The sequence below is a fragment of the Crenobacter cavernae genome (assembly GCF_003355495.1).
Lineage (GTDB): Bacteria > Pseudomonadota > Gammaproteobacteria > Burkholderiales > Chromobacteriaceae > Crenobacter > Crenobacter cavernae.
This window is the reverse complement of sequence record NZ_CP031337.1, coordinates 965,396-985,381: the sequence shown is the minus strand read 5'-3', so window position 1 is coordinate 985,381 and position 19,986 is coordinate 965,396. Positions and strand designations below refer to the sequence as shown.

The following is a 19,986-nucleotide window of genomic DNA, read 5'->3' as shown; positions in this document are numbered from 1 at the left end:
GGCTTTTTTTTTTGCGTCTAGCGGGCCGCTAAAGCTTGGCCGAGCCCTGCCAGCCGAGCACGCGGTTGCGGCCGGCGCCCTTGGCGCGGTACAGCATGGTGTCGGCCTGACGCACGAGTTCGGTCGCCGTTTTGGCCGACGCGAGCGAGCTGACGCCGGCGCTGAAGGTCTGGCGGAAGCGGCCGTGGCCGCTCGCCTGCTCCAGGCGCGAGAACGCGTCGCGCAGCGCGTCGAGCCGCTCGCAGGCGTCGTGCTCGTCGGTGTCGGGCAGCACCAGCGCGAACTCCTCGCCGCCGTAGCGGCCGATCAGGTCGCCGCTGCGCCGCCGCTCCTTCAGGAAGCGCGCCAGCGTCACCAGCACCGTGTCGCCGACCTGGTGGCCGTGCGTGTCGTTGACCGCCTTGAAACCGTCGAGGTCTATCATCGCGACCGCGAGAGGGCGCTGTTCGCGCAGCGCGCGCTGCAGTTCGACTTCGAGCTGGCCGTACAGGTGCGAGTGGTTCAACAGGCCGGTCAGGCTGTCGGTCGCGATGTAGGAGCGCAGCTTGCGGTAGCGGCGCGCGCGGGTGATGACGTTCATCACCAGCTCGTCGCTCTGCACCGGCTTGGTCAGGAAGCCCTCGACGCCCCAGGCTAGCGTGTCGAGCTGGATGTCGCGTTGCTTTTCGACCGACAGGAACAGGATGGGGATGCCGTCGAGCAGGCGCTGCTGGCGGATCACGCGCGCCAGCTCCAGCCCGTCGCAGCCGGGCATGTACATGTCCATCAGGATCAGGTCGGGGCGGAAGGCGTCGATCGCGTCGGGCACCTCGTGCGGCTGCGTGACGATGCGCGTCGTAAGGCCATAGTCGGCGAGCACGCCGGCGTACAGGTGGGCGAGCGAGCCCATGTCCTCGACGATCAGCACGCGCAAGGGGTCGCGCTGCGTCGCGTTGTCGCCGTGGTTGAGCGCGTCGACCAGCTCGTGCGCGGCCAGCGGCCAGCTCAAAAGGCCGGCGCCACCAGCGCGCACCGTAGCCAGACGCGCGTCGAAGTCGCGCCGCGCCGACACGAAGTAGACCGGCACGCGGCGCGACCAGGTCTCGGCGGCGCGCCGCCACGAATCGTGCTCGGAGAATTCGCTGTAGACGACCAGCGCCTGCGTCTCGCCCTCGGCCAGCGCGGCCTCCAGTTCCGCCGGGCGGCTGACGGTGACCGGCTCGAAGCCGTAACAGGCGAGCTGCGCCAGCGGCAAGGCATTCAGGAGTAGCGCCGGCATGCCGAACACGACGCGGTGCGGTGCCTCGAACGGGATGCTCAGCACCGGGCCGGTGGCGGCTTCGCGGCCCAGGTGGGGCATCACCGCGAGCTGGGTGGCGAGCGTCAGCTCGCGCAGCAGCAGGCGCCGCCTGTCGGCCTCGGCCGGCGCGCCGCGTTCGACCCAGCAGCGCAGCAGCCGCGCGAGCGCCAGTGCCGCCTGTTCGAGTTCGGTCGCGCGTTCCTGTTCGGCCCGTTCGCGCAGATCGTCGGCCAGCGACAGCACGTGGGCGGCGCGCAGAGCGTCCCAGGCGGTGACGAGCTCGGCGCCCTGCCGGTCGAGTTCGCGCGCGACGCGCTGGAAGGCGGCCGGGGTGGCGGCCAAGGTCGGGCGCATGAAGGCCTCCGGCGATAAATGACTTCGGCATCATAATCGATGGCGACGATCGCCGTCAGTGCGGCAAGGCCGAACTGCTATAATCGCCGGCTACGGATTGGGGTGTGCGGATGAACGTCTTTTACGAAGAGAGCGGCAGTTTCAAGGTGGGCAGCGTGGTGTCGAAGAACGACGCCAGCCTGCAGGTCGATACCCAGCACGGCAAGCGCGCCAAGATCAAGGTGGCCAACGTGCTGGTCGAATTCACGAGCGCGCTGAACGACTTCCTGCCGGCGGCCGAGGCGCTCGCCGCCGACATCGACATCGACTTCCTGTGGGAAGTGGCGGGCGACGATGAGTTCGACTACCAGACGCTCGGCGCCGATTACTTCGGCCACGCGCCGACCGCGATCGAGGCGGCGGCGCTGATGATGCGCATCTACGGCGCGCCGATGTACTTCTACAAGAAGGGCAAGGGCCGCTTCAAGGCGGCGCCGGAAGACGCGCTGAAGGCCGCGCTGGCCGGCATCGAGAAGAAGAAGCGCGAGCAGGCGCAGATCGACGAATGGGTCGCGGCGATGCTGGCCGGCGACCTGCCCGACGCGATCCGCGTCAAATTGATGGAACTGTTGCACCGCCCGGACAAGAACACGATCGAATTCAAGGCCTTCGACGCCGCCGCGCGCGCGGCCAGCGTCGCGCCCTTGAGGTTGGCCGAGCGTCTGGGCGGCATCCCGTCGGTGCCCGCCTACCTGATGGCCGGCTTCCTGATGGAGCACTTCCCGCGTGGCGCCGGCTTCCCCGCGCTGCCAGTGCCCGAATGGCCGGCGGACCTCGCGCGCGCCGAGGTCGCGGCGTTCTCGATCGACGACGCGGCGACCACCGAGATCGACGACGCGCTGTCGGTGACCGAGCTGCCTAACGGCAACAAACGCGTCGGCATCCACATCGCCGCGCCGACGCTCGGCATCGCGGCGGACAGCTCGATCGAGAAGCTGGTGCTCAACCGGCTGTCGACCGTCTACTTCCCCGGCGACAAGATCACCATGCTGCCGGACGAGCTGGTGCAGGCGTTCACGCTGGAGGCCGGCCGCGACTGCCCGGCGGTCAGCCTCTACGTCGAGGTCGACGCCGACCTCAACCCCGTTTCTTTCGAGAATCGCGTCGAACTCGTGCCGATCGCCGCCAACCTGCGCCACGACGCGCTCGAGGCGGTGTTCAACGAGCAGACGTTGGCCGAGCCCGGCTTCGGTCCGGACTACGCTTTCAAGACTGAACTCGTCTGGCTGTGGCAATTTGCCGTTGCGCTCGAGAAACGCCGCGGCAAGTACGACCCGACCCGTCCGGTTCAGCAGGACTACAACTTCGCCGTCGTCGACGGCAAGGTGGTCATCTCCACCCGCCGCCGCGGCGCGCCGATGGACAAGCTGGTGTCCGAGCTGATGATCCTCGCCAACAGCGAGTGGGGCCGCATGCTGGCCGAGGCCGACATCCCGGCGCTGTACCGCGCGCAGACCGCCGGCAAGGTCAGGATGACGACCCGCGCCGAGCCGCACGTCGGCCTCGGCGTCGCACAGTACGCGTGGAGCACCTCGCCCTTGCGCCGCGCCAGCGATTTCGTCAACCAGCGCCAGCTGACCGCGATGATCCGGAACGAGCAGCCGCAATTCGAGCAGGGCAGCGCGAACCTGTTCGGCATCCTGCGCGACTTCGATGCCGCGTACAGCGCCTACCTGGGCTTCCAGGACAAGATGGAGCACTTCTGGTGCCTGCGCTGGTTCGGCCAGGAGGGCGTCACCGAGCCGACCGCGACCTATATCAAGGAAGACCTGGTGCGCCTCGACGGCCTGCCGATGCGCCTCAGGCTGCCCGGCCTGCCCGAGCTGGCGTCGGGCGACAAGATCCGCCTCGGCATCGTGCGCATCGACGAGCTGGCCGGCGAGATCGAGCTCAGGTTCCTGGGCAAGGTCGGCCACGAGGACCAGGTGCCGCAGGACGAGCAGGACGACGAGGCCGCCGGCGAGGCGGTCGGTGCGCCGTCGCACAGCGGCCACTGAGCGCGCCTGTCCGCAAAAAAGCTCGGCCGGTTGGCCGAGCTTTTTTTGCGCTACAGCCATTCGTCGGTCGTCGTGCTGGTACTTTTGAGCTCGGGCAAGAGCGCGGTCAGCGTCTGTTGCGGCAGCCCGAGCGCGACGAGCAGGCGGCCGGGCAGCATCGCGGCCATCTCGTCCTCGCCGATGCCGCTGTTGTAGCCGGCGACGATGTGGTTGGCCAGCGCGAGCAGAGACGCGTAGAGCGAGCCGGGCGCGTCCTGCGGCGAGTGCTGGAACAGGATCGCCTGGTGGATCGCGTCGGGGAAATGCCAGCACCGGGCCAGCTCGGCGCCGACCTCGGTCAGGTCCATGCCGAGCATGATCCGCTCGGTCGAGACGCGGTCGGCGCCGCTGGCGACGACCTTGTCGATCTTCAATGCCTCGGCGGGCAGCCCGACGTGCAGCACCAGCTCGCCGATATTGGCCAACAGGCCGCAGATCGCTGCCTGCGACTCGTCTAGCCCGGCGGCGCGCGCGAGGCGGCGCGCGGTGTTCGCCACTTCGAAGCTGCGTCGCCAGAAGCCCTGCATATCGAATCCCGGCACCTTGATCGTCGTGCCGGCCAAGCCCGACGCGATGACGAGGACGCGCAGCTTGTTAAAGCCCAACAGCAGCACGGCGTCGTCGAGCGAACCGACCCTGCGATGGCCGCCGGAGTGCGCCGAGTTGGCAAGGCGCAGCACCCTCGCCGTCAGCACCTGGTCGTGGGCCAGCATGTCGACGACCTTGTCGTAGCTGACCGATTCGTTCTGCAGACTGGCGATCAGCTCCTGCACCACCTTGGGCACGGTGGGCAAGCGGTTCTGCGTGAGTTCGAAGAGTTCTGAGGCCTGCATGATGCGTTCCCCTGTGGTGGGCGGTGCTGTTTGAGCATAGAACCCGGCACCGGGGAGGCCAGCAGAATTATTCTTTTAAAATTGCTATACGCATCTTTATTGCCTATTGAGATGCATTTATCGCGACGCGGCGCAGCGCGGCGGCCGCTTCGGCGAGCCGCGTGATGCCGGCCCAGTCGCGCGCGGCGATCAGGGGCTCGGGCGTCAGCCACGAACCGCCGACCGCCAGCACGTTGGGCAGCGCGAGGTAGGCGCCCGCGTTGCCGGCGTGGATGCCGCCGGTCGGGCAGAAGCGCAGCTCGGGCAGCGGGCTCGCCATCGCTTGCAACAGCTTGATACCGCCGACCGACTCGGCCGGAAATAATTTTTGCACCGAAAAGCCCTCATCCTCGGCGCGCATCGCCTCGGACGGCGTCGCGACACCCGGGATGAACGGCACGCGCGCGCCGCGCGCGGCCGCCGCCAGTTCCGGCGTGAGCCCCGGGCTGACCGCGAACTGCGCGCCGGCCTCGAGCGCCGCCTCGAGGTGCGCACGGTTGCGCACCGTGCCGGCGCCGACGATCGCGTCGGGCACTTCCTCCCTCAGCCTTCTGACCGCGGCCAGCGCCGCCTTGGTGCGCAGCGTGACCTCGAGCACCTTGATGCCGCCTGCGACGAGCGCGGCGCCGAGTTCCGGCGCGACGCCGGCGTCGGTGAGCACGATCACCGGCACGACCGGGCCCAGTGTGAGCAGGGTGAAGCTGTCCATCCGATACCTCTCAAAAAGCGCCGCCGAAGCTCGTCGCGCCGTCCTCGGCCGCCGACGCTAGCTGCCTGAAACCGGCGAACAGTTCGCGCCCGACGCCGTAATGGTGCGACGCGAGGTTGGCCGAGCCCGGAGGCCGTGCCGCCCAGTCTGCCGCGTCGACGAGCACCTCGAGCACGCCCTTGTCCGGGTCGAGCCGGATCAGGTCGCCGTCGCGGATCTTCGCGATGCCGCCGCCGGCCTGCGCCTCGGGGCAGACGTGGATCGCCGCCGGTACCTTGCCCGACGCGCCCGACATGCGTCCGTCGGTCACGAGCGCGACCTGGTGGCCGGCCTTTTGCAGCACCGACAGCGCCGGCGTCAGCGCGTGCAGCTCGGGCATGCCGTTGGCGCGCGGGCCCTGGAACGGCAGCACGGCGATGAAGTCGCGCTCGAGCTGCCCGGCGCGGAAGGCCGCGAGCATCGCTTCCTGGCTCGAAAACACCAGCGCCGGCGCGGTCACCGCGCGCTTGTCGGGCGCGACCGCCGACGTCTTCACGATCGCCCGGCCGACGTTGCCGGCGACGAGCCTGAGGCCGCCTTCTTGGTCGAACGGGTCGGCGGCGCTTCTCAATACGCTGGTATCGCCGCTTTGCTGCGGTGCGGCGTGCCATTCGAGCTGGCCGTCCTTTAGCCGCGGCGCGCGCGTGTAGGCGGCGAGGCCGGAGCCTGCGACGGTCGCGACGTCCGGGTGCAAGAGGCCGGCGTCGAGCAGGTCGCGGATCAGCCAGCCGGTGCCGCCGGCGTCGTGGAAGGCGTTGATGTCGGCGTCGCCGTTCGGGTAGACGCGCGTGACGAGCGGCGTGATCGCCGACAGTTCGGCGTAGTCGTCCCAGGTCAGCTGGATGCCGGCGGCGCGCGCGATCGCGACCCAGTGCAGCGTGTGGTTGGTCGAGCCGCCGGTCGCGAGCAAGGCGACCACCGCGTTGACGATCGCCTTCTCGTCGACCATTTCGCCCAGGCCCACCGCCGAGCCCGCCAGCCGCGCGGCGGTCCGCGCCGATTCGCGCGTCAGCGCCTCGCGCAGTGGCGTGCCCGGCGGCACGAAGGCGGCGCCCGGCAGCATCAGCCCCATCGCCTCGAGCAGCATCTGGTTCGAGTTGGCGGTGCCGTAGAAGGTACAGGTGCCCGGCGCGTGGTAGGAGCGCATCTCCGAATCCAAGAGCGCGTCCGGCCCGATCTCGCCCTTCGCGTAGCGCTCGCGCACCAGCGCCTTGTCGGCGTTGGCCATACCGGTCGGCATCGGCCCGCCCGGCACGAACACGCCCGGCAGGTGGCCGAAGGACAGTGCGCCGAGCAAGAGCCCGGGCACGATCTTGTCGCACACGCCGAGGTACAGCACGCCGTCGAACAGCCGGTGGGAGAGCGCGACGGCTGTCGCCATCGCGATCACGTCGCGCGAGAACAGCGAGAGCTCCATGCCGTTCTGGCCCTGCGTCACGCCGTCGCACATTGCCGGCACGCCGCCGGCGAACTGCGCGGTCGCGCCGGCCTCGCGTGCGGCTTCCTTGATCCAGTCCGGGTAGTCGTCGAGCGGCTGGTGCGCCGACAGCACGTCGTTGTACGACGACACGATCGCGAGGTTCGGCGCCTCGAGCACCTTGAGCTTGAACTTGCTGTCGTCGGGCATGCCGGCGTAGCCGTGCGCCTGGTTGGTGCACGACAGTTCGCCGCGCGCGACGCGGCCGGCGGCGCGGGCCTCGGCCAACCTATTGAGATAAGCCTTGCGCGTCGCGCGGCTGCGTTCGACAAGGCGTTCGGTGATGTCGGCAAGGCGGGGATCGAGCGGCATGGCAGGTTCGCAGCGGGTGAGGAGTATCCTGTGATGGTAGTTTTACTACAGTTGGGCTGCAAGCGGCGGGCGCTTCGCGGCGCGCGTCATCGGACGGTCAAGAGTCTTTTGTAGCCTGAGGTACAACGCTTTTGGCTGGCATGCGCGTCGCGCTTGGCTGCGGCGGCAGAGTGCGTAGTATAGTTACAGCAAAACGCGGCGACCTCGCGCGCCGACGACAAGAATGAGGAGAGACGATGTCCGCCACCCCGGCGTTCGACCTGTTGCTGTTCGGCGGCACCGGCGACCTGGCGATGCGCAAGCTGATCCCGGCGCTGTGGCAGGCCGACGCCGCCGGCCAGCTGCATGCCGACGGGCGCATCGTCGCGCTCGGCCGCAAGCCTTTCGGCGCCGCCGGCTACCGCGCCTGGCTCTCCGAGCACGCGCGGCCGCTGATCGGCACCCCCGTCGACGACGCGTCGTGGAACGCCTTCCTCGCACGCGTCGACTACCTACCGCTCGACGCGCGCCGGCCCGAAGACTTCGTCGCGCTCGCCGCGAAGCTGCCGGCGCTCGAAAAGCGCGTGCTGGTGGCTTACCTCGCGACCTCGCCCGAGCTGTTCGCGACTATCTGCGAGAGCCTCGCCGCCGTCGGCCTCAACCACGAGAACGCGCGCGTGGTGCTCGAAAAGCCGCTCGGCCACGACCTGGCCTCGGCCAACGCGATCAACGACGCGGTGCTCGCGCACTTTCGCGAGGAGCAGGTCTACCGGATCGACCATTACCTCGGCAAGGAATCGGTGCAGAACCTGATGGCGATCCGCTTCGGCAATGTGCTGTTCGAGCCGCTGTGGCGGCGCGAGTGGGTAGAACACGTCGAGATCACCATCGCCGAGGACCTCGGCGTCGAGGGGCGCGGCGACTTCTACGAGCAGACCGGCGCCTTGCGCGACATGGTGCAGAACCACCTGCTGCAATTGCTCTGCATCGTCGCGATGGAGCCGCCGGCGAGCATGGGCGCCGACGCGATCCGCGACGAGAAGCTGAAGGTGGTGACGTCTCTTAGGCGCTTTCGCGCGCGCGACGTCGAAACCAAGACGGTGCGCGGCCAGTACGCCGCGGGCAGCGTGCACGGCGCGCCGGTGCCGGCCTACCGCGAAGAGGCGCATGTCGCCGACGACAGCCGCACCGAGACCTACGTCGCGCTGAAGGCCGAGATCGACAACTGGCGCTGGGCCGACGTGCCGTTCTACCTGAGGACCGGCAAGAGGTTGGCCGAGCGCGTCGCCGAGATCGTGATCCACTTTCGCGACGTGCCGCACGCGCTGTTGCCGACCGCGCCGGGCGGCATCGCCGCCAACCGGCTGGTGATCCACCTGCAGCCCGAGGAGAACATCCGGCTCCATGTGCTCGCCAAGGCGCCGGGCGACAGCATGGAGCTGCAGTCGGCGGCGCTCGAACTCGACTTCACCAAGCGCTTCGCCGCGCGCCGCGCCGACGCGTACGAGCGGCTGCTGCTCGACGCGATCCGCGGCAACCTCGCGCTGTTCATGCGGCGCGACGAGGGCGTCGAGGCGTGGCGCTGGGTCGAACCGATCCTTGAGGCGTGGGACGCCGATCCGGCCCCGCCCGCGCCCTACCCGGCCGGCAGCTGGGGCCCGGCCGCCGCGAGCCGCCTGCTCTACGAAAACCGCCACGCCTGGCACGAGGAATGCGCCGGGCGCTGAACATAAAAATCGGACGCGGGAAAAACCCGCCGACAAGCACAAACGGGCAGCGCCTCGCGCGGCCCGAGCCACGGAGAGATAACAATGTACTGGCACACCTTCCACACCACCGACGACGCCGCTCAAGCCTTGGCCCGCGCCGTCGCCGCCGAACTGGCCAAGCGTCTCGAGACGCAAGAGCGCGTCACCGTCGCGATGCCGGGCGGCCGCTCGCCGGTCGCCTTCTTCGAGGCGCTGTCTTGCGAGACGCTAGACTGGTCGCGCGTCACCGTCACGCTGGTCGACGACCGCCTCGTCGACGAGGGCCACGAGGACAGCAACGCCGGCCTCGTGCGCCGCCACCTGCTGCAGAATAAGGCCGCCGCCGCGACCTTCTGGCCGCTGGTGACCGAGCCCTCCAACCCCAAGGCCGACATCGCCAGGCTCGACGCCGAGCTGCCCGAGATCGACCTCGTCGTGTTCGGCATGGGCGAAGATGGCCACGCCGGTTCGCTGTTCCCCGACGCGCCGGAAACCGACGAGGGCCTGGCTGAGAACAACCCGCACGCGGCGATCATCGTCACCCCGCCGAACGCGCCGCACCAGCGCATCACGCTGACGCTCGCGCGCCTGTTGACCGCCGAGAAGCTGTACCTGGCGATCCAGGGCCGCGCGAAGGCGAAGATCGTGCAGGCGTCGGGCTGGGCGCTGACCGGCCGCTGGCCGATCAGCTACTTCGTGCAGCAGGCGAAGGCGCCGCTCGAGGTCTACTGGGCGCCATGACCCGGCCCGACACCCCGGTCGGCGCCAGCCTGCTCGAACAGATCGCCGCGCGCCTGCCCAGCCTTTCCGCCGCCGAGGCGCGCGTCGCCGAGCTGGTCATCGCGCGCCCCGAGAGCGTGCAGTCGGCGCCGGTCGCCGAGATCGCGCGGCTCGCCGGGGTCAGCCAGCCGACGGTGATTCGCTTCTGCCGCAGCCTCGGCGCGACCGGCCTGTCGGATTTCAAGTTGAAGCTGGTCAAGAGCCGCGCCAGCGGCGTGCCCTACGTGCACGCGGCGGTGAGCGCCGACGACGCGCCGGCCGACATCGCCGCCAAGGTGTTCGACAACACGCTGTCGGCGCTGATGCACTGCCGCAGCCAGATCGACCCGCCCGCGCTCGAAGACGCGGTCAAGAGGTTGGCCGAGGCCCGCCGCATCGAGTTCTACGGCATGGGCAACTCGGGCATCATCGCCGCCGACGCGCAGCACAAGTTCTTCCGCTTCGGCATGGCGACCGTCGCCTACGCCGACCCGCATATCCAGACCATGGCAGCCAGCGTCTTGACACCCGACGACGTGCTGGTCGCGATCTCCAACTCGGGCCGCTCGCTCGAGATCCTCGACGCGGTGCACGTCGCGCGCGACAGCGGCGCCGGCGTGATCGCGCTGACGCGGCGCGACTCGCCGTTGGCCGAGCTCGCCGACGTCGCGCTGACCATCGACGTGCCCGAAGACGCCGACAGCGTGAGCCCGATGCTGTCGAGGCTGATGCACCTGGTGCTGATCGACATCCTCGCCGTCGGCGTCGCGCTGCGGCGCGGCCCCGGCGTGATCGACCTGTTGGAAAAATCCAAGCGCAACCTGTCGGGACGGCGCTTGCGCGAAAGAAAGAACGAATCATGAGCGCGCTCACCACCCTGCCCGCCTGGCGTTCCCTGTGGAACCACTTCGCGCGCGCGCGCGACTGGCACCTGCGCGAGCTGTTCGCCGCCGACCCGGGCCGCGCCGAGCGCTACTGGCTCGAGGTCGAGGGCCTGACGCTCGACTATTCGAAGAACCGCCTCAGCGACCAGACGCTGACTCTCTTATTACAGCTCGCCGACGAGGTCGGCCTGCCGGCCAAGATCGACGCGATGTTCGCCGGCGAGAAGATCAACCGCACCGAGCAGCGCGCGGTGCTGCACGTCGCGCTCAGGAACCGCGCCAACACGCCGATCCTGGTCGACGGCATCGATGTGATGCCCAAGGTCAACGCGGTGCTGGAACGGATGGGCCGCTTCGCGCACGCGGTGCGCGTCGGCGAGTGGCTCGGCTACACGCGCCAGCCGATCACCGACATCGTCAGCATCGGCATCGGCGGCTCCGACCTCGGCCCGCTGATGGTGTGCCAGGCGCTGCGGCCGTATGGCCACCCGCGGCTGAACATGCACTTCGTGTCCAACGTCGACGGCGCGCAGCTGAAGGAGACGCTGCGCCGCGTGCACCCGGAGACGACGCTGTTCGTCATCGAGTCGAAGACCTTCACCACGCACGAGACGCTGACCAACGCGCACACCGCGCGCGACTGGTTCCTCAAATACGCGCGCGACGAGGCGGCGGTCGCCAAGCACTTCGTCGCGGTGTCGACCAACAAGCAGGCGGTCGCCGAGTTCGGCATCGACCCGGCGAACATGTTCGAGTTCTGGGACTGGGTCGGCGGCCGCTACAGCCTGTGGTCGGCGATCGGCCTGCCGATCATGCTGTACCTGGGCGAGGAGAACTTCCTCGAACTGTTGGACGGCGCGCACGGCATGGACAGCCACTTCAAGAGCGCGCCGCTGGCCGAGAACATGCCGGTGATGCTCGCCTTGGTCGGCATCTGGTACATCAACTTCTACGGCGGCGGCTCGCACGTGATCGCGCCGTACGACCAGTACCTGCACCGGCTGCCGGCCTTCATCCAGCAGCTGGACATGGAGTCGAACGGCAAGCAGACCATGCTCGACGGCCAGCCGGTCGACTTCGAGACCGCGCCGATCATCTGGGGCGAGACCGGCATCAACGGCCAGCACGCGTTCTTCCAGCTCTTGCACCAGGGCACGCACACCACGCCGATCGACCTGATCGCGTCGCTGGAGAACACCTCGAGCCTGCCCGGCCACCACGAGATCCTGCTCGCCAACGTGTTCGCGCAGGCCGAGGCGTTCATGCGCGGCAAGACCGCCGACGAGGTGCGCGCCGAACTGGCGGCGCAGGGCCTGGAAGGCGACGCGCTCGAGGCGCTGGTGCCGCACAAGGTGTTCGGCGGCAACCGGCCGACCAACACGCTGCTGATGACGCGGCTCGACCCGAGGAACCTCGGTGCGCTGATCGCGCTGTACGAGCACAAGATCTTCGTGCAGGGCGTGGTGTGGCACATCAACTCGTTCGACCAGTGGGGGGTGGAGCTGGGCAAGCAGCTGGCGAAGACCATCCACGGCGAGCTGTCCGGCACGCGCGAGGCGGCCGAGCACGACAGCTCGACCGCGCGGCTGATTGGGCTCTACCAGAGGGTGAATGGCGGGCGCGAGGGCGGTTCCGGCGCATAGGATTTGTGTTGTCTGGCGTCGACAAGGCCATCGCGGATGCGGTGGCCTTTTTTGTTGTTCATAAGGTTGGCCGAGGCTCTCGACAGTGGATAGATAGCGACATTTGTTGACTATGTTTATGGGGCCAGCGCAGCCATCGGGCCCCGAGCTCTTATTTACGTCTTTATGTCGGGCAGGGCCGGTTCGCCGGGGCCGGGCTGGTGCTCTGGGACCTCGCCCTGGTTGGGGGCCCGATCTGAGTGGCTCCTAGCCGTCCCTAACCATCGGTTGCACGCGCCGCTCGCGCGCCGGTGAACGAATCATGAGCGGCGACGAGGAGAGTGCGATGAGCGAGTTGAGCCTCCAAGAACTGGCAGAGATCGCGGCCGCGTACGAAGAACGACTGGTTCCGGCGCTGTTTCAGGAATGGGCGAAACGGGTCGCGGATGCGGCACGGATCGGTCCCGGTGACCGGGTGCTGGACGTGGCCTGTGGCACCGGCGTGCTGGCAAGGCTCGCGGCGATGCGCGTGAGTCCGGGTGGGTCCGTGATCGGCCTGGATATCAATCCGGGCATGCTCTCCGAGGCCGCGCGGATTGCACCCGAGATCGAATGGCGGCAAGGCGCGGCGGAGTCCCTTCCGTTTGAAGACGGGTCTTTCGACGCCGTCGTCAGCCAGTTCGGACTCATGTTTTTCACGGATAGGCGAGCCGCCTTGCGAGAGATGGTTCGCGTCCTGGTCCCCGGCGGGCGTCTGGCGGTGGCGGTGTTCGACTCGCTCGACAACATACCGGCTTACGCGACCATGGCCTCCCTCCTCGGGCGCCTGGTCGGCGAGCCGGCGGCCAACGCCCTTCGCTTCCCCTTCGCGCTCGGCGATACGGCGGAGCTGTCGACGCTCTTCGCCGACGCCGGCATCGCCTCGGCCGTGGTCGCGACCCACGAGGGGACGGCCCGCTTCCCGAGTATCAGTGCTATGGTCCTGGCCGACGTGAAGGGCTGGTTTCCTCTCGCGCAGATTGTCCTGGACGAGGGCCAGCTTGGGGCGCTCATCGCCGAAGCGGAGCGCGTGCTCGAGCCGTTCATCTCCGCCGACGGTAAGGTAAAGTTCCGTATCCTTGCCCACATCGTCACGGCGACGAAAGAGTGATAGGCATGCATGAGCACAGTGGAAGATTCACCGTCTAATGCTTGCCGGACAGTAGGGTGCAATAAGGCGCAGCCGCATTGCACCGGATGATTAAGGTTGGCCGAGCCCAGCATTCGGCAGGGTCGGCCAACCTTTTGGCCAAAAGCAACAAGCCAGATCATGCGCGGCAGCCCCCTGCCCGCTGGCCGAACCGACATCAAAAATCTGTTCGGGCAAAGGATGAACAATGTGAAATTGGCCAGAAAAGCCAGGCCGCCTTACCCGGAGCCCAGGGTGTTGACGTCGTCGCGGAATAGGAATGCCGTGCTGCCGACGTGAAAAGGGGCGCCGACTGGCGCCCCGATTCCATGCCTGGACTAATTTCCCCGATAGTCTTCAGGATAGGCCTGGATCGCCTTGCCGGCGTAGGCGTCGAGAGCCGCGCGCTGTTCATCGGTCAATGCCTTTTCCTGCATCGTCGGCGTCGAGGACATTTGACTGCTCATGTGGGTGGCGCTGTGGCGCTCCCGCGTGGCACGCGCATTGTCGCCGCCGTCCGCAAAGCTCATGGAACTCAAAAGAGCCAGGCCTGTTGCAATCAGGACGTTCGATTTCATGATTCATCTCCGGTTGAGGCAAGATTCGACGTCGGATGAGCCATTTAGTCCGGCAAGCCATGCCGGACATCCTGTCTGCCCACATCGGGACGTCGGGTCGTTCATCCCCCTGGTTCAATGAAGCCGATTCGTTTTGCTTGTACCGTTTAGTCGAGCGGCCGTGGGGCTTCTTACGGGCGAAGGCGGAAAAAAAAAACGGGCCGGCAGTCGGCAGCTTGCGATGTCATCGTCCTGACTCTCGCCCTATAGAAAAGCCGCCGAGCCTCGGCCAGCATGGCGGGATTCTCCCGCCGCGCCGCGCACCTATTTTCTGCGCCCCCGGCCGCACGCTCCGAGCGATGCATTCTGCTCGCGGGATCGCTAACCGCCGCGGCACGGCGGCCTCTCCAGGCAGGGTGACTGCGTTGGCGCCGCGTTGTCGTCCGGGATCGGTCACTGGCCAAGCGTCGTTCGAGCCAGTCTGCCGGCTTGAACGCTACAATACGCCGTGCACCGCTCTCAAGTAGCGGGGAAGTATGCTGTTTGGCTAGCCGCTCGGCGGCGATTGAATGAATCCGGAGTAAAAAGTGATCAATAACGATGTGTTGCGCAGCGTACGCTATATGCTGGACCTCAACGAAGCCAAAATTGTCGATATGGTCAAACTGTCTGGCGGCGAGGTGCAGAAACCGGATGTCATCGCTTTTCTGAAAAAAGACGAAGAAGAAGGCTATCTGAATTGCCCGGATGGGTTCATGGCGCATTTCCTGGACGGGCTGATCGTTTACCGGCGCGGCAAGGATGAAAGCCGGCCCGCCCAGCCGGTGGAATTGTCCGTTTCCAACAATACGATCCTTAAAAAGCTGCGCGTGGCTTTCGAGCTGAAAGAGGACGATATCCTGGCGATTCTGGAGTCGACCGGCTTCAAGGTGTCCAAGCCGGAACTGAGCGCGCTGTTCCGCAAGCCCGGGCATGCGAATTACCGCAACTGCGGCGACCAATTGCTGCGCTACTTCCTGAAAGGGCTGACGCAGCGCATCCGCCGCTGACCGTTATCGGGATCGGCCCGCCGTATCGCCATGACAAAGGCCCGCAATTCGCGGGCCTTTGTCATGGCGAGAGAATGCCTTATTCGGGCACCGGGCAGCCGATCTGTTGCATCTCGGGCGGTCATCCCTCCGGTATCCACCGAGCCAGCGTCATGTCCACCCGCCCGTCGCGCTTGAACGGCACGCCTTCCTCTTCCAGCAGCATCCGTTGCCAGTCGGCGCGGCCTTCGCCGCGTTCGGGAATCGTTCCGTCGCTGGCGACGACGCGCTGCCACGGCAGGCCGCTGGCCTCGGGCAGGTGCTTGAGCCACTGGCCGACGTGGCGGGCGTGGCGCGGGCGGCCGGCGAGTTCGGACAGCTGGCCGTAGCTGACGACGCGGCCTTCTGGCACGGCGGCGAGCTGGGCGGCGAGGCGGGCGGTGAAGTCGTTGGGCAGGGTCATGGCGGGTTCAGGGATGGCGCAGCGCCTCGGCCAGTCCGAGCGCGAGGTCGGCGTGGCGGCGGTTGAGGTAATGGTAGAGCGGCGTGACCTGCAGCGCAGGCCGGACCGCTTTAACGTCGGCATCCAGCCGCATCCGGCGCAGGTGCATCTTTGCGTTGCCGCGTTCGGCGATGACGAGGTCGACGCGGCGCGCCATCAGCATGCTGAAGGCCTGGCGGACGCTCTCTACTGCAAAGCCGCCGGGCAGGTCGCCTGCGTGTTCTTCGACGATGCGCGTGCCGTGCGTATACGCGAAACGGTAGCGGCGCAGCGCCGCCCAGCCGGATGACAGGTCGGGCGCTTCGCCGCGCCGGGCGTAGGCGGTCGTGCGCGATTCGATCAGCGGCACCGGCACCCGGCGCAGCTCGGGGTGGATGTTTTCCAGCCCGGCGACGCGCAGCAGTTCGCCGTCCGCAGCGCCGTTGACGGTAGCCTGCAGCGCGCGCGCGCCGGGCATCACGACGAACTCGACCGACCGGCCGATCTTCGCGTAGGCGGCGCGCAATCGGGGCTGCGCGGCCGCATCGAGAGGGCCGACGTCGAAGCAGGTGATGCGCAAGGGAGGCGCGGCGCTGGCCGTCATCGACCACGCCGCCAGGAATACGCTTGCACACAGGACCGCTACGCTGCGCCACATACCGTCTCTTCTCTCGTTTTTGCTTTCGAGAAAGGTAACCGGAAGGCGCGGCGAGGGAAAGCCTAGTTAACGATAACGCGCGTCGGCGACGAAGGGATTGCTCGCGCGCTCGACGCCGATGGTGGTGTTCGGGCCGTGGCCGGGGATGACGACGGTGGCGTCGGGCAGCTTGAACAGCTTGCCGCGGATCGCGGCTATCAGGTCGTCGTGGTTGCCCATCGGGAAGTCGGTGCGGCCGATCGAGCCGGCAAACAGCACGTCGCCGGCGACGAGCAGGCCGGCGCTCTCGCTGTAGAACACGACGTGGCCTGGTGTGTGGCCCGGGCAGTGGATGACGGCCAGCGTCTCGTCGCCGACGCTGACGGTGTCGCCTTCTTCGAGCCAGCGGTCGGGCGTCAGCGGCGCGCTTGCAGGAAAGCCGAACATGCTGCCCTGTTGCGGCAACTGGTCGAGCCAGAAGGTCTCGGCCTTCTGCGGGCCTTCTATCTTCACGCCGAGCTTGGCGGCGAGCGCGGCGGCGGCGCCGGCGTGGTCGATGTGGCCGTGGGTCAGCAAGAGCTTCTCGACGCTGACGCCGAGCTGCTCGACGACCGTCTCGATGCGCGCGATGTCGCCGCCGGCGTCGACCACCGCCGCGCGGCGCGTGGCGTCGCACCACAAGATCGAACAGTTCTGTTGGAACGGGGTGACCGGGACGATCTGGAATTTCAGGGCCATGACAGGGGTAGGGGCAAGGTTGCAATGCGGCTAGTGTGGCACGCACCAGCAGCGGCGACCAGCGCGCGGCGGTTCCGTTCGGGGCGCCTGCCGTGTCAACATAAGGGGGTCTCCCGATCCACTACCCGAACGGCCCCCATCATGGTTTTCCAGCACGTTGACGCCTACGCCGGCGACCCGATTCTTTCCCTCGTCGACACCTATCTGAAGGACGCGAACCCGAACAAGGTCAACCTCGGCATCGGCCTCTACTACGACGAGGAAGGCCGCATCCCCTTGCTCGGCTCGGTGCAGAAGGCCGAAGCCGCGCGCGCCCAGCTCGCCGCGCCGCGCTCCTACCTGCCGATGGAAGGCGCAGCCAACTACCGTCAGGCGGTGCAGGCGCTGGTGTTTGGTGCCGCGCACGAGGCGGTAACCTCCGGCCGCATCGCGACCATCCAGACCATCGGCGGCTCCGGCGCGCTGAAGGTCGGCGCCGATTTCCTGAAGCGCTACTTCCCGGCGAGCGAAGTCTGGGTCAGCGATCCGACCTGGGACAACCACCGCGCGATGTTCGAGGGCGCCGGCTTCGCCGTCCACGACTACCCGTACTACGATGCGGCCACCGGCGGCGTGCGCTTCGCCGACATGCTCGCCGCGCTGAAAACCTTGCCCGAGCAGAGCATCGTGCTCTTGCACCCCTGCTGCCACAACCCGACCGGCGTCGATCTGACCCCGGCGCAGTGGGCCGAGATCATCCCAGTGGTCAAAGCGCGCAAGCTGATCCCCTACATGGACATCGCCTACCAGGGCTTCGGCGACGGCATCGAGGAAGACGCGCACGCGATCCGCGCGATGACCGACGCCGGCGTCACCTTCTTCGTCAGCAATTCGTTCTCTAAGAACCTGTCGTACTACGGCGAGCGCTGCGGCGGGCTGTCGGTGGTGTGCGCGGACAAGGAAGAGGCCGAACGCGTGCTCGGCCAACTCAAGTTCACCGTGCGCCGCATCTACTCGAGCCCGCCGACCTTCGGCGGCCAGGTCGCCGCGAGCGTGATGCTCGATCCGGCCTTGCGCGAAGAGTGGGAAGGCGAGGTGAAGGCCATGCGCGAGCGCATCAAGGCAATGCGCCGGAAGCTCTACGACGTATTGAGCGCCAAGGTGCCGGGCAAGGATTTCTCCTACTTCCTGACCCAGCGCGGCATGTTCAGCTATACGGGTCTGACGCCTCAGCAGGTCGACGCGCTGCGCGAAGAGTATGCGATCTACTTGGTACGCTCGGGCCGCATGTGCGTCGCGGGCCTGAACACCCGCAACGTCGAGTACGTCGCGTCGGCGATGGCGGACGTGCTGGCGCGCTGAGTTTCGGCGGTTGAAACGAAAAGGTTGGCCGAGCCCCACAATGCACCGGGGCTCGGTCAACCTTTTTTGGGACGTATGGTGTAGGGCGCCGCGCTTATCGCGCCCTGTTTGCTGGTGGCTCTCCCCTCGCCGTGGCATCTGTGTGCCCGCATGAGCCGTCTTTATCCTCGCCCGCAACAGGGCCCGGCCGGCCTTGGGCGCCGCCGGAGCGACCTGCCGTGAGGGGCTATATTGGATTGCGTTGGGACGATTAACGCGGGTCCGATTTATTCGAGGAGAGAGAAAATGCTGAAAAAACTGTTGATGATCGCTGCGCTGGGTGCCGTTGCCGCTCCCGCATTTGCCCACGATGCCGCCCGCGCTGCGGCGCAGCAAATAATCGAGCTGAAAGATGGTGCAACGCTTTACGTCTTCAAGGACGGCAAGATGTCCATGGAAAATAAACTCGGTCGCGCATTCCGCATGAAACCGGGCGAGGTGATGGAAACCAAGGACGGCCAGAAGCTCATGATGGTCGGCGACGAGGTCATGCGCCTCGAATCTCTGCTTAAGGAGGGGCACCAAGGAAACTAATTCTCCCTTGGCTCTGGGAACGGCCCCGTCGGGGCCGCTCCCTTTTTGATGCGTCGAGATCGCCGGCCTGACTGCGTAAAGTTGACCACCGCAATGGCCTGCGGGGCGGGGCGGGGCAGGCCCGAATCTCGCTCGACGACGGACAAGGCGTCGGCAAGGGCCGTAGGGCTGTTCCGTGGTCAGCTCCTTAGGGCGAATGAGCGTAGCGCATTGCGCCGAATTGCCGGCAAGCGAAGCTTGACCGAACTCCAATACAGGGGCTCGGCCAACGTGTATCCCTCGGGCAGCAAAGGCTCGGCCGACGTTGGCCGAGCTTTTTCATTCTTCTCTACCGCGTCGTCGTCTGCCCGTCCTTGTCGACCTTGCACCCCTTTTTCTTCTGGAAGCGTTCCTTCAGCCATCTTTCGGCTCGGCACGGCTTGTTCTTCTCCGCCCGGATCCGATCGACGCCGACCGGCCAGCCGGTGCACGGGTAGCTCGCCAGCCGCCGTTCCACCGTGCCCGCTCGCAACGGATCACGGCCTCGAAGACGGTGCGCCGATGCAGAAGCGGGCCGGCGAACCGTCGCCAAATACGATAAAGCCGACCCTCGCGAGTCGGCTCGTGTCAGCCGCGCGACGCGGCGATCATCGACGCTAGCGACTGGCGCTGCTGCCCCTCGTCGTCGAAGTTGGCCGAGTCCAGCCACGCCTCGTACGCGTGGCGTAGCGCCGGCCATTCGCCGTCGAGCGCCGAATACCACGCGGTGTCGCGGTTGCGGCCCTTGTCGACGCGGTGCTGGCGGAACACGCCCTCGAAGGTGAAGCCGAGGCGCTCGGCGGCGTGGCGCGACGGCGCGTTCAGCGCGTTGCACGTCCATTCGACGCGGCGGTAGCCGAGTTCGAACGCTTCCTTGAGCAGCAGGTAGACCGCTTCGGTCGCGGGGGTGCTCTTTTGCAGCCGCGGCGAGAACGCGAGGTGGCCGACCTCGATCGAGCCGGCTTCCGGGTCGACGCGCAGGTAGGCGGCGAGGCCGAGCGCCTCGTGGCTTTTCGCGTCGACGATGGCGAAGAACAGCGGGTCGTCGTTGCCGACGTAGGCGGTCAGCCAGTCGCGGTAGTCGGCGTAGTGTGCGAACGGGCCGTACGGCATATAGGTCCACATCGCGTTGTCGCGGCAGAGCGTGTTGGCGGCGAACAGGCTTTCGGCGTGGCGCGCGATCTCGATCGGTTCGAGCCGCACGTGCCGGCCGGCGAGCGCGCTGCGCGACGGCGGCGGAGGAGGGGTCCAGTCGGGCATCGGCTCGCCCACGGGTTGGCCGAGGGTATTCAGGTGTTCCATAAGGGCAGGCTGTCCGTGCTAGGGGTGGAAAAAG

19 protein-coding genes are annotated in these 19,986 nt (G+C 67.4%); 9 read left to right on the top strand and 10 right to left on the bottom strand.

What is annotated here, in order from left to right; all coding sequences use genetic code 11:
• Positions 1-28: 28 nt before the first annotated feature.
• Entirely contained in the window at positions 29-1,633 is a 1,605-nt protein-coding gene (locus tag DWG20_RS04790; RefSeq protein ID WP_245944770.1) for a GGDEF domain-containing protein, read from the bottom strand.
• A 110-nt stretch (positions 1,634-1,743) separates the two neighbouring features.
• Here DWG20_RS04790 and DWG20_RS04785 point away from each other — a divergent pair, with 110 nt between their 5' ends.
• A complete protein-coding gene (locus DWG20_RS04785; protein ID WP_115432737.1) occupies positions 1,744-3,669 on the top strand; it encodes a ribonuclease catalytic domain-containing protein in 1,926 nt (641 codons plus the stop codon).
• A gap of 50 nt (positions 3,670-3,719) precedes the next feature.
• On the opposite strand, the gene DWG20_RS04780 is transcribed toward DWG20_RS04785, so the two are convergent.
• From DWG20_RS04780 to edd, 3 genes are all read right to left on the bottom strand, one after another.
• The gene (locus tag DWG20_RS04780; RefSeq protein WP_115432736.1) at positions 3,720-4,541 is read right to left on the bottom strand and encodes an HDOD domain-containing protein; all 822 of its coding nucleotides are present in this window, start codon (positions 4,539-4,541) and stop codon (positions 3,720-3,722) included.
• A 103-nt stretch (positions 4,542-4,644) separates the two neighbouring features.
• Positions 4,645-5,289, bottom strand: a complete 645-nt coding sequence (gene eda, locus DWG20_RS04775) for a bifunctional 4-hydroxy-2-oxoglutarate aldolase/2-dehydro-3-deoxy-phosphogluconate aldolase (protein ID WP_115432735.1) — start codon at positions 5,287-5,289, stop codon at positions 4,645-4,647.
• 10 nt (positions 5,290-5,299) lie between these two features.
• Positions 5,300-7,117 carry a phosphogluconate dehydratase gene (gene edd / locus DWG20_RS04770; protein ID WP_115432734.1) on the bottom strand — a complete coding sequence of 606 codons (1,818 nt, stop codon included), beginning with the start codon at positions 7,115-7,117 and terminating at the stop codon, positions 5,300-5,302.
• A 236-nt stretch (positions 7,118-7,353) separates the two neighbouring features.
• Between edd and zwf the strand changes: the two genes are divergently transcribed.
• The 5 genes from zwf to DWG20_RS04745 all read left to right on the top strand — a co-directional run bounded on the left by zwf (position 7,354) and on the right by DWG20_RS04745 (position 13,259).
• Positions 7,354-8,823: a glucose-6-phosphate dehydrogenase gene (gene zwf / locus DWG20_RS04765; RefSeq protein WP_115432733.1), complete on the top strand. Its 1,470-nt coding sequence runs from the start codon at positions 7,354-7,356 to the stop codon at positions 8,821-8,823.
• A gap of 84 nt (positions 8,824-8,907) precedes the next feature.
• Entirely contained in the window at positions 8,908-9,585 is a 678-nt protein-coding gene (gene pgl / locus DWG20_RS04760) for a 6-phosphogluconolactonase (RefSeq protein ID WP_115432732.1), read from the top strand.
• 29 nt (positions 9,586-9,614) lie between these two features.
• Positions 9,615-10,466 (top strand): SIS domain-containing protein, encoded by an 852-nt coding sequence (locus DWG20_RS04755; RefSeq protein ID WP_115434729.1) that lies wholly within the window; start codon positions 9,615-9,617, stop codon positions 10,464-10,466.
• A complete protein-coding gene (pgi, locus tag DWG20_RS04750) occupies positions 10,463-12,130 on the top strand; it encodes a glucose-6-phosphate isomerase (RefSeq protein ID WP_115432731.1) in 1,668 nt (555 codons plus the stop codon). The genes DWG20_RS04755 and pgi overlap by 4 nt, the downstream gene beginning before the upstream one ends.
• 325 nt (positions 12,131-12,455) lie before the next feature.
• Complete coding sequence (locus tag DWG20_RS04745) at positions 12,456-13,259, top strand: methyltransferase domain-containing protein (protein ID WP_115434728.1); 804 nt, start codon at positions 12,456-12,458, stop codon at positions 13,257-13,259.
• Positions 13,260-13,615: 356 nt separating this feature from the next.
• Here DWG20_RS04745 and DWG20_RS04740 read toward each other — a convergent pair whose 3' ends face one another.
• Positions 13,616-13,855 (bottom strand): hypothetical protein, encoded by a 240-nt coding sequence (locus DWG20_RS04740; RefSeq protein WP_115432730.1) that lies wholly within the window; start codon positions 13,853-13,855, stop codon positions 13,616-13,618.
• A gap of 566 nt (positions 13,856-14,421) precedes the next feature.
• Here DWG20_RS04740 and DWG20_RS04735 point away from each other — a divergent pair.
• The gene (locus DWG20_RS04735) at positions 14,422-14,883 is read left to right on the top strand and encodes a YehS family protein (RefSeq protein ID WP_115432729.1); all 462 of its coding nucleotides are present in this window, start codon (positions 14,422-14,424) and stop codon (positions 14,881-14,883) included.
• 121 nt (positions 14,884-15,004) lie between these two features.
• On the opposite strand, the gene DWG20_RS16550 is transcribed toward DWG20_RS04735, so the two are convergent.
• From DWG20_RS16550 to DWG20_RS04720, 3 genes are all read right to left on the bottom strand, one after another.
• Positions 15,005-15,325 (bottom strand): MGMT family protein, encoded by a 321-nt coding sequence (locus DWG20_RS16550; RefSeq protein WP_115432728.1) that lies wholly within the window; start codon positions 15,323-15,325, stop codon positions 15,005-15,007.
• Between the two features lie 7 nt (positions 15,326-15,332).
• Positions 15,333-16,001 (bottom strand): substrate-binding periplasmic protein, encoded by a 669-nt coding sequence (locus DWG20_RS04725; RefSeq protein WP_115432727.1) that lies wholly within the window; start codon positions 15,999-16,001, stop codon positions 15,333-15,335.
• Between the two features lie 66 nt (positions 16,002-16,067).
• On the bottom strand, positions 16,068-16,718 hold the full coding sequence (locus DWG20_RS04720) for an MBL fold metallo-hydrolase (RefSeq protein WP_115432726.1): 651 nt from the start codon (positions 16,716-16,718) through the stop codon (positions 16,068-16,070).
• A gap of 141 nt (positions 16,719-16,859) precedes the next feature.
• Between DWG20_RS04720 and DWG20_RS04715 the strand changes: the two genes are divergently transcribed.
• Together DWG20_RS04715 and copK are read left to right on the top strand one after the other, a co-directional pair.
• Positions 16,860-18,059, top strand: coding sequence for an amino acid aminotransferase (locus DWG20_RS04715; protein ID WP_115432725.1), 1,200 nt, complete (start codon positions 16,860-16,862; stop codon positions 18,057-18,059).
• Positions 18,060-18,344: 285 nt separating this feature from the next.
• A complete protein-coding gene (gene copK, locus DWG20_RS04710) occupies positions 18,345-18,632 on the top strand; it encodes a periplasmic Cu(I)/Cu(II)-binding protein CopK (RefSeq protein ID WP_115432724.1) in 288 nt (95 codons plus the stop codon).
• Positions 18,633-18,960: 328 nt separating this feature from the next.
• Here the strand turns inward: copK and DWG20_RS16095 are convergent, their stop codons facing one another.
• Both DWG20_RS16095 and DWG20_RS04705 read right to left on the bottom strand, forming a co-directional pair.
• A complete protein-coding gene (locus DWG20_RS16095; protein WP_181880974.1) occupies positions 18,961-19,128 on the bottom strand; it encodes a hypothetical protein in 168 nt (55 codons plus the stop codon).
• A gap of 110 nt (positions 19,129-19,238) precedes the next feature.
• A complete protein-coding gene (locus DWG20_RS04705) occupies positions 19,239-19,952 on the bottom strand; it encodes a GNAT family N-acetyltransferase (RefSeq protein WP_115432723.1) in 714 nt (237 codons plus the stop codon).
• Positions 19,953-19,986 lie beyond the last annotated feature (34 nt).

What these genes read in the sequence shown, in the direction of transcription:
- DWG20_RS04790 (WP_245944770.1), bottom strand. Translation starts at nt 1,633, where the DNA reads ATGCGCCCGACCTTGGCCGCCACCCCGGCCGCCTTCCAGCGCGTCGCG.
- DWG20_RS04785 (WP_115432737.1), top strand. Translation starts at nt 1,744, where the DNA reads ATGAACGTCTTTTACGAAGAGAGCGGCAGTTTCAAGGTGGGCAGCGTG.
- DWG20_RS04780 (WP_115432736.1), bottom strand. Translation starts at nt 4,541, where the DNA reads ATGCAGGCCTCAGAACTCTTCGAACTCACGCAGAACCGCTTGCCCACC.
- eda (WP_115432735.1), bottom strand. Translation starts at nt 5,289, where the DNA reads ATGGACAGCTTCACCCTGCTCACACTGGGCCCGGTCGTGCCGGTGATC.
- edd (WP_115432734.1), bottom strand. Translation starts at nt 7,117, where the DNA reads ATGCCGCTCGATCCCCGCCTTGCCGACATCACCGAACGCCTTGTCGAA.
- zwf (WP_115432733.1), top strand. Translation starts at nt 7,354, where the DNA reads ATGTCCGCCACCCCGGCGTTCGACCTGTTGCTGTTCGGCGGCACCGGC.
- pgl (WP_115432732.1), top strand. Translation starts at nt 8,908, where the DNA reads ATGTACTGGCACACCTTCCACACCACCGACGACGCCGCTCAAGCCTTG.
- pgi (WP_115432731.1), top strand. Translation starts at nt 10,463, where the DNA reads ATGAGCGCGCTCACCACCCTGCCCGCCTGGCGTTCCCTGTGGAACCAC.
- DWG20_RS04745 (WP_115434728.1), top strand. Translation starts at nt 12,456, where the DNA reads ATGAGCGAGTTGAGCCTCCAAGAACTGGCAGAGATCGCGGCCGCGTAC.
- DWG20_RS04740 (WP_115432730.1), bottom strand. Translation starts at nt 13,855, where the DNA reads ATGAAATCGAACGTCCTGATTGCAACAGGCCTGGCTCTTTTGAGTTCC.
- DWG20_RS16550 (WP_115432728.1), bottom strand. Translation starts at nt 15,325, where the DNA reads ATGACCCTGCCCAACGACTTCACCGCCCGCCTCGCCGCCCAGCTCGCC.
- DWG20_RS04725 (WP_115432727.1), bottom strand. Translation starts at nt 16,001, where the DNA reads ATGTGGCGCAGCGTAGCGGTCCTGTGTGCAAGCGTATTCCTGGCGGCG.
- DWG20_RS04720 (WP_115432726.1), bottom strand. Translation starts at nt 16,718, where the DNA reads ATGGCCCTGAAATTCCAGATCGTCCCGGTCACCCCGTTCCAACAGAAC.
- DWG20_RS04715 (WP_115432725.1), top strand. Translation starts at nt 16,860, where the DNA reads ATGGTTTTCCAGCACGTTGACGCCTACGCCGGCGACCCGATTCTTTCC.
- copK (WP_115432724.1), top strand. Translation starts at nt 18,345, where the DNA reads ATGCTGAAAAAACTGTTGATGATCGCTGCGCTGGGTGCCGTTGCCGCT.
- DWG20_RS04705 (WP_115432723.1), bottom strand. Translation starts at nt 19,952, where the DNA reads ATGGAACACCTGAATACCCTCGGCCAACCCGTGGGCGAGCCGATGCCC.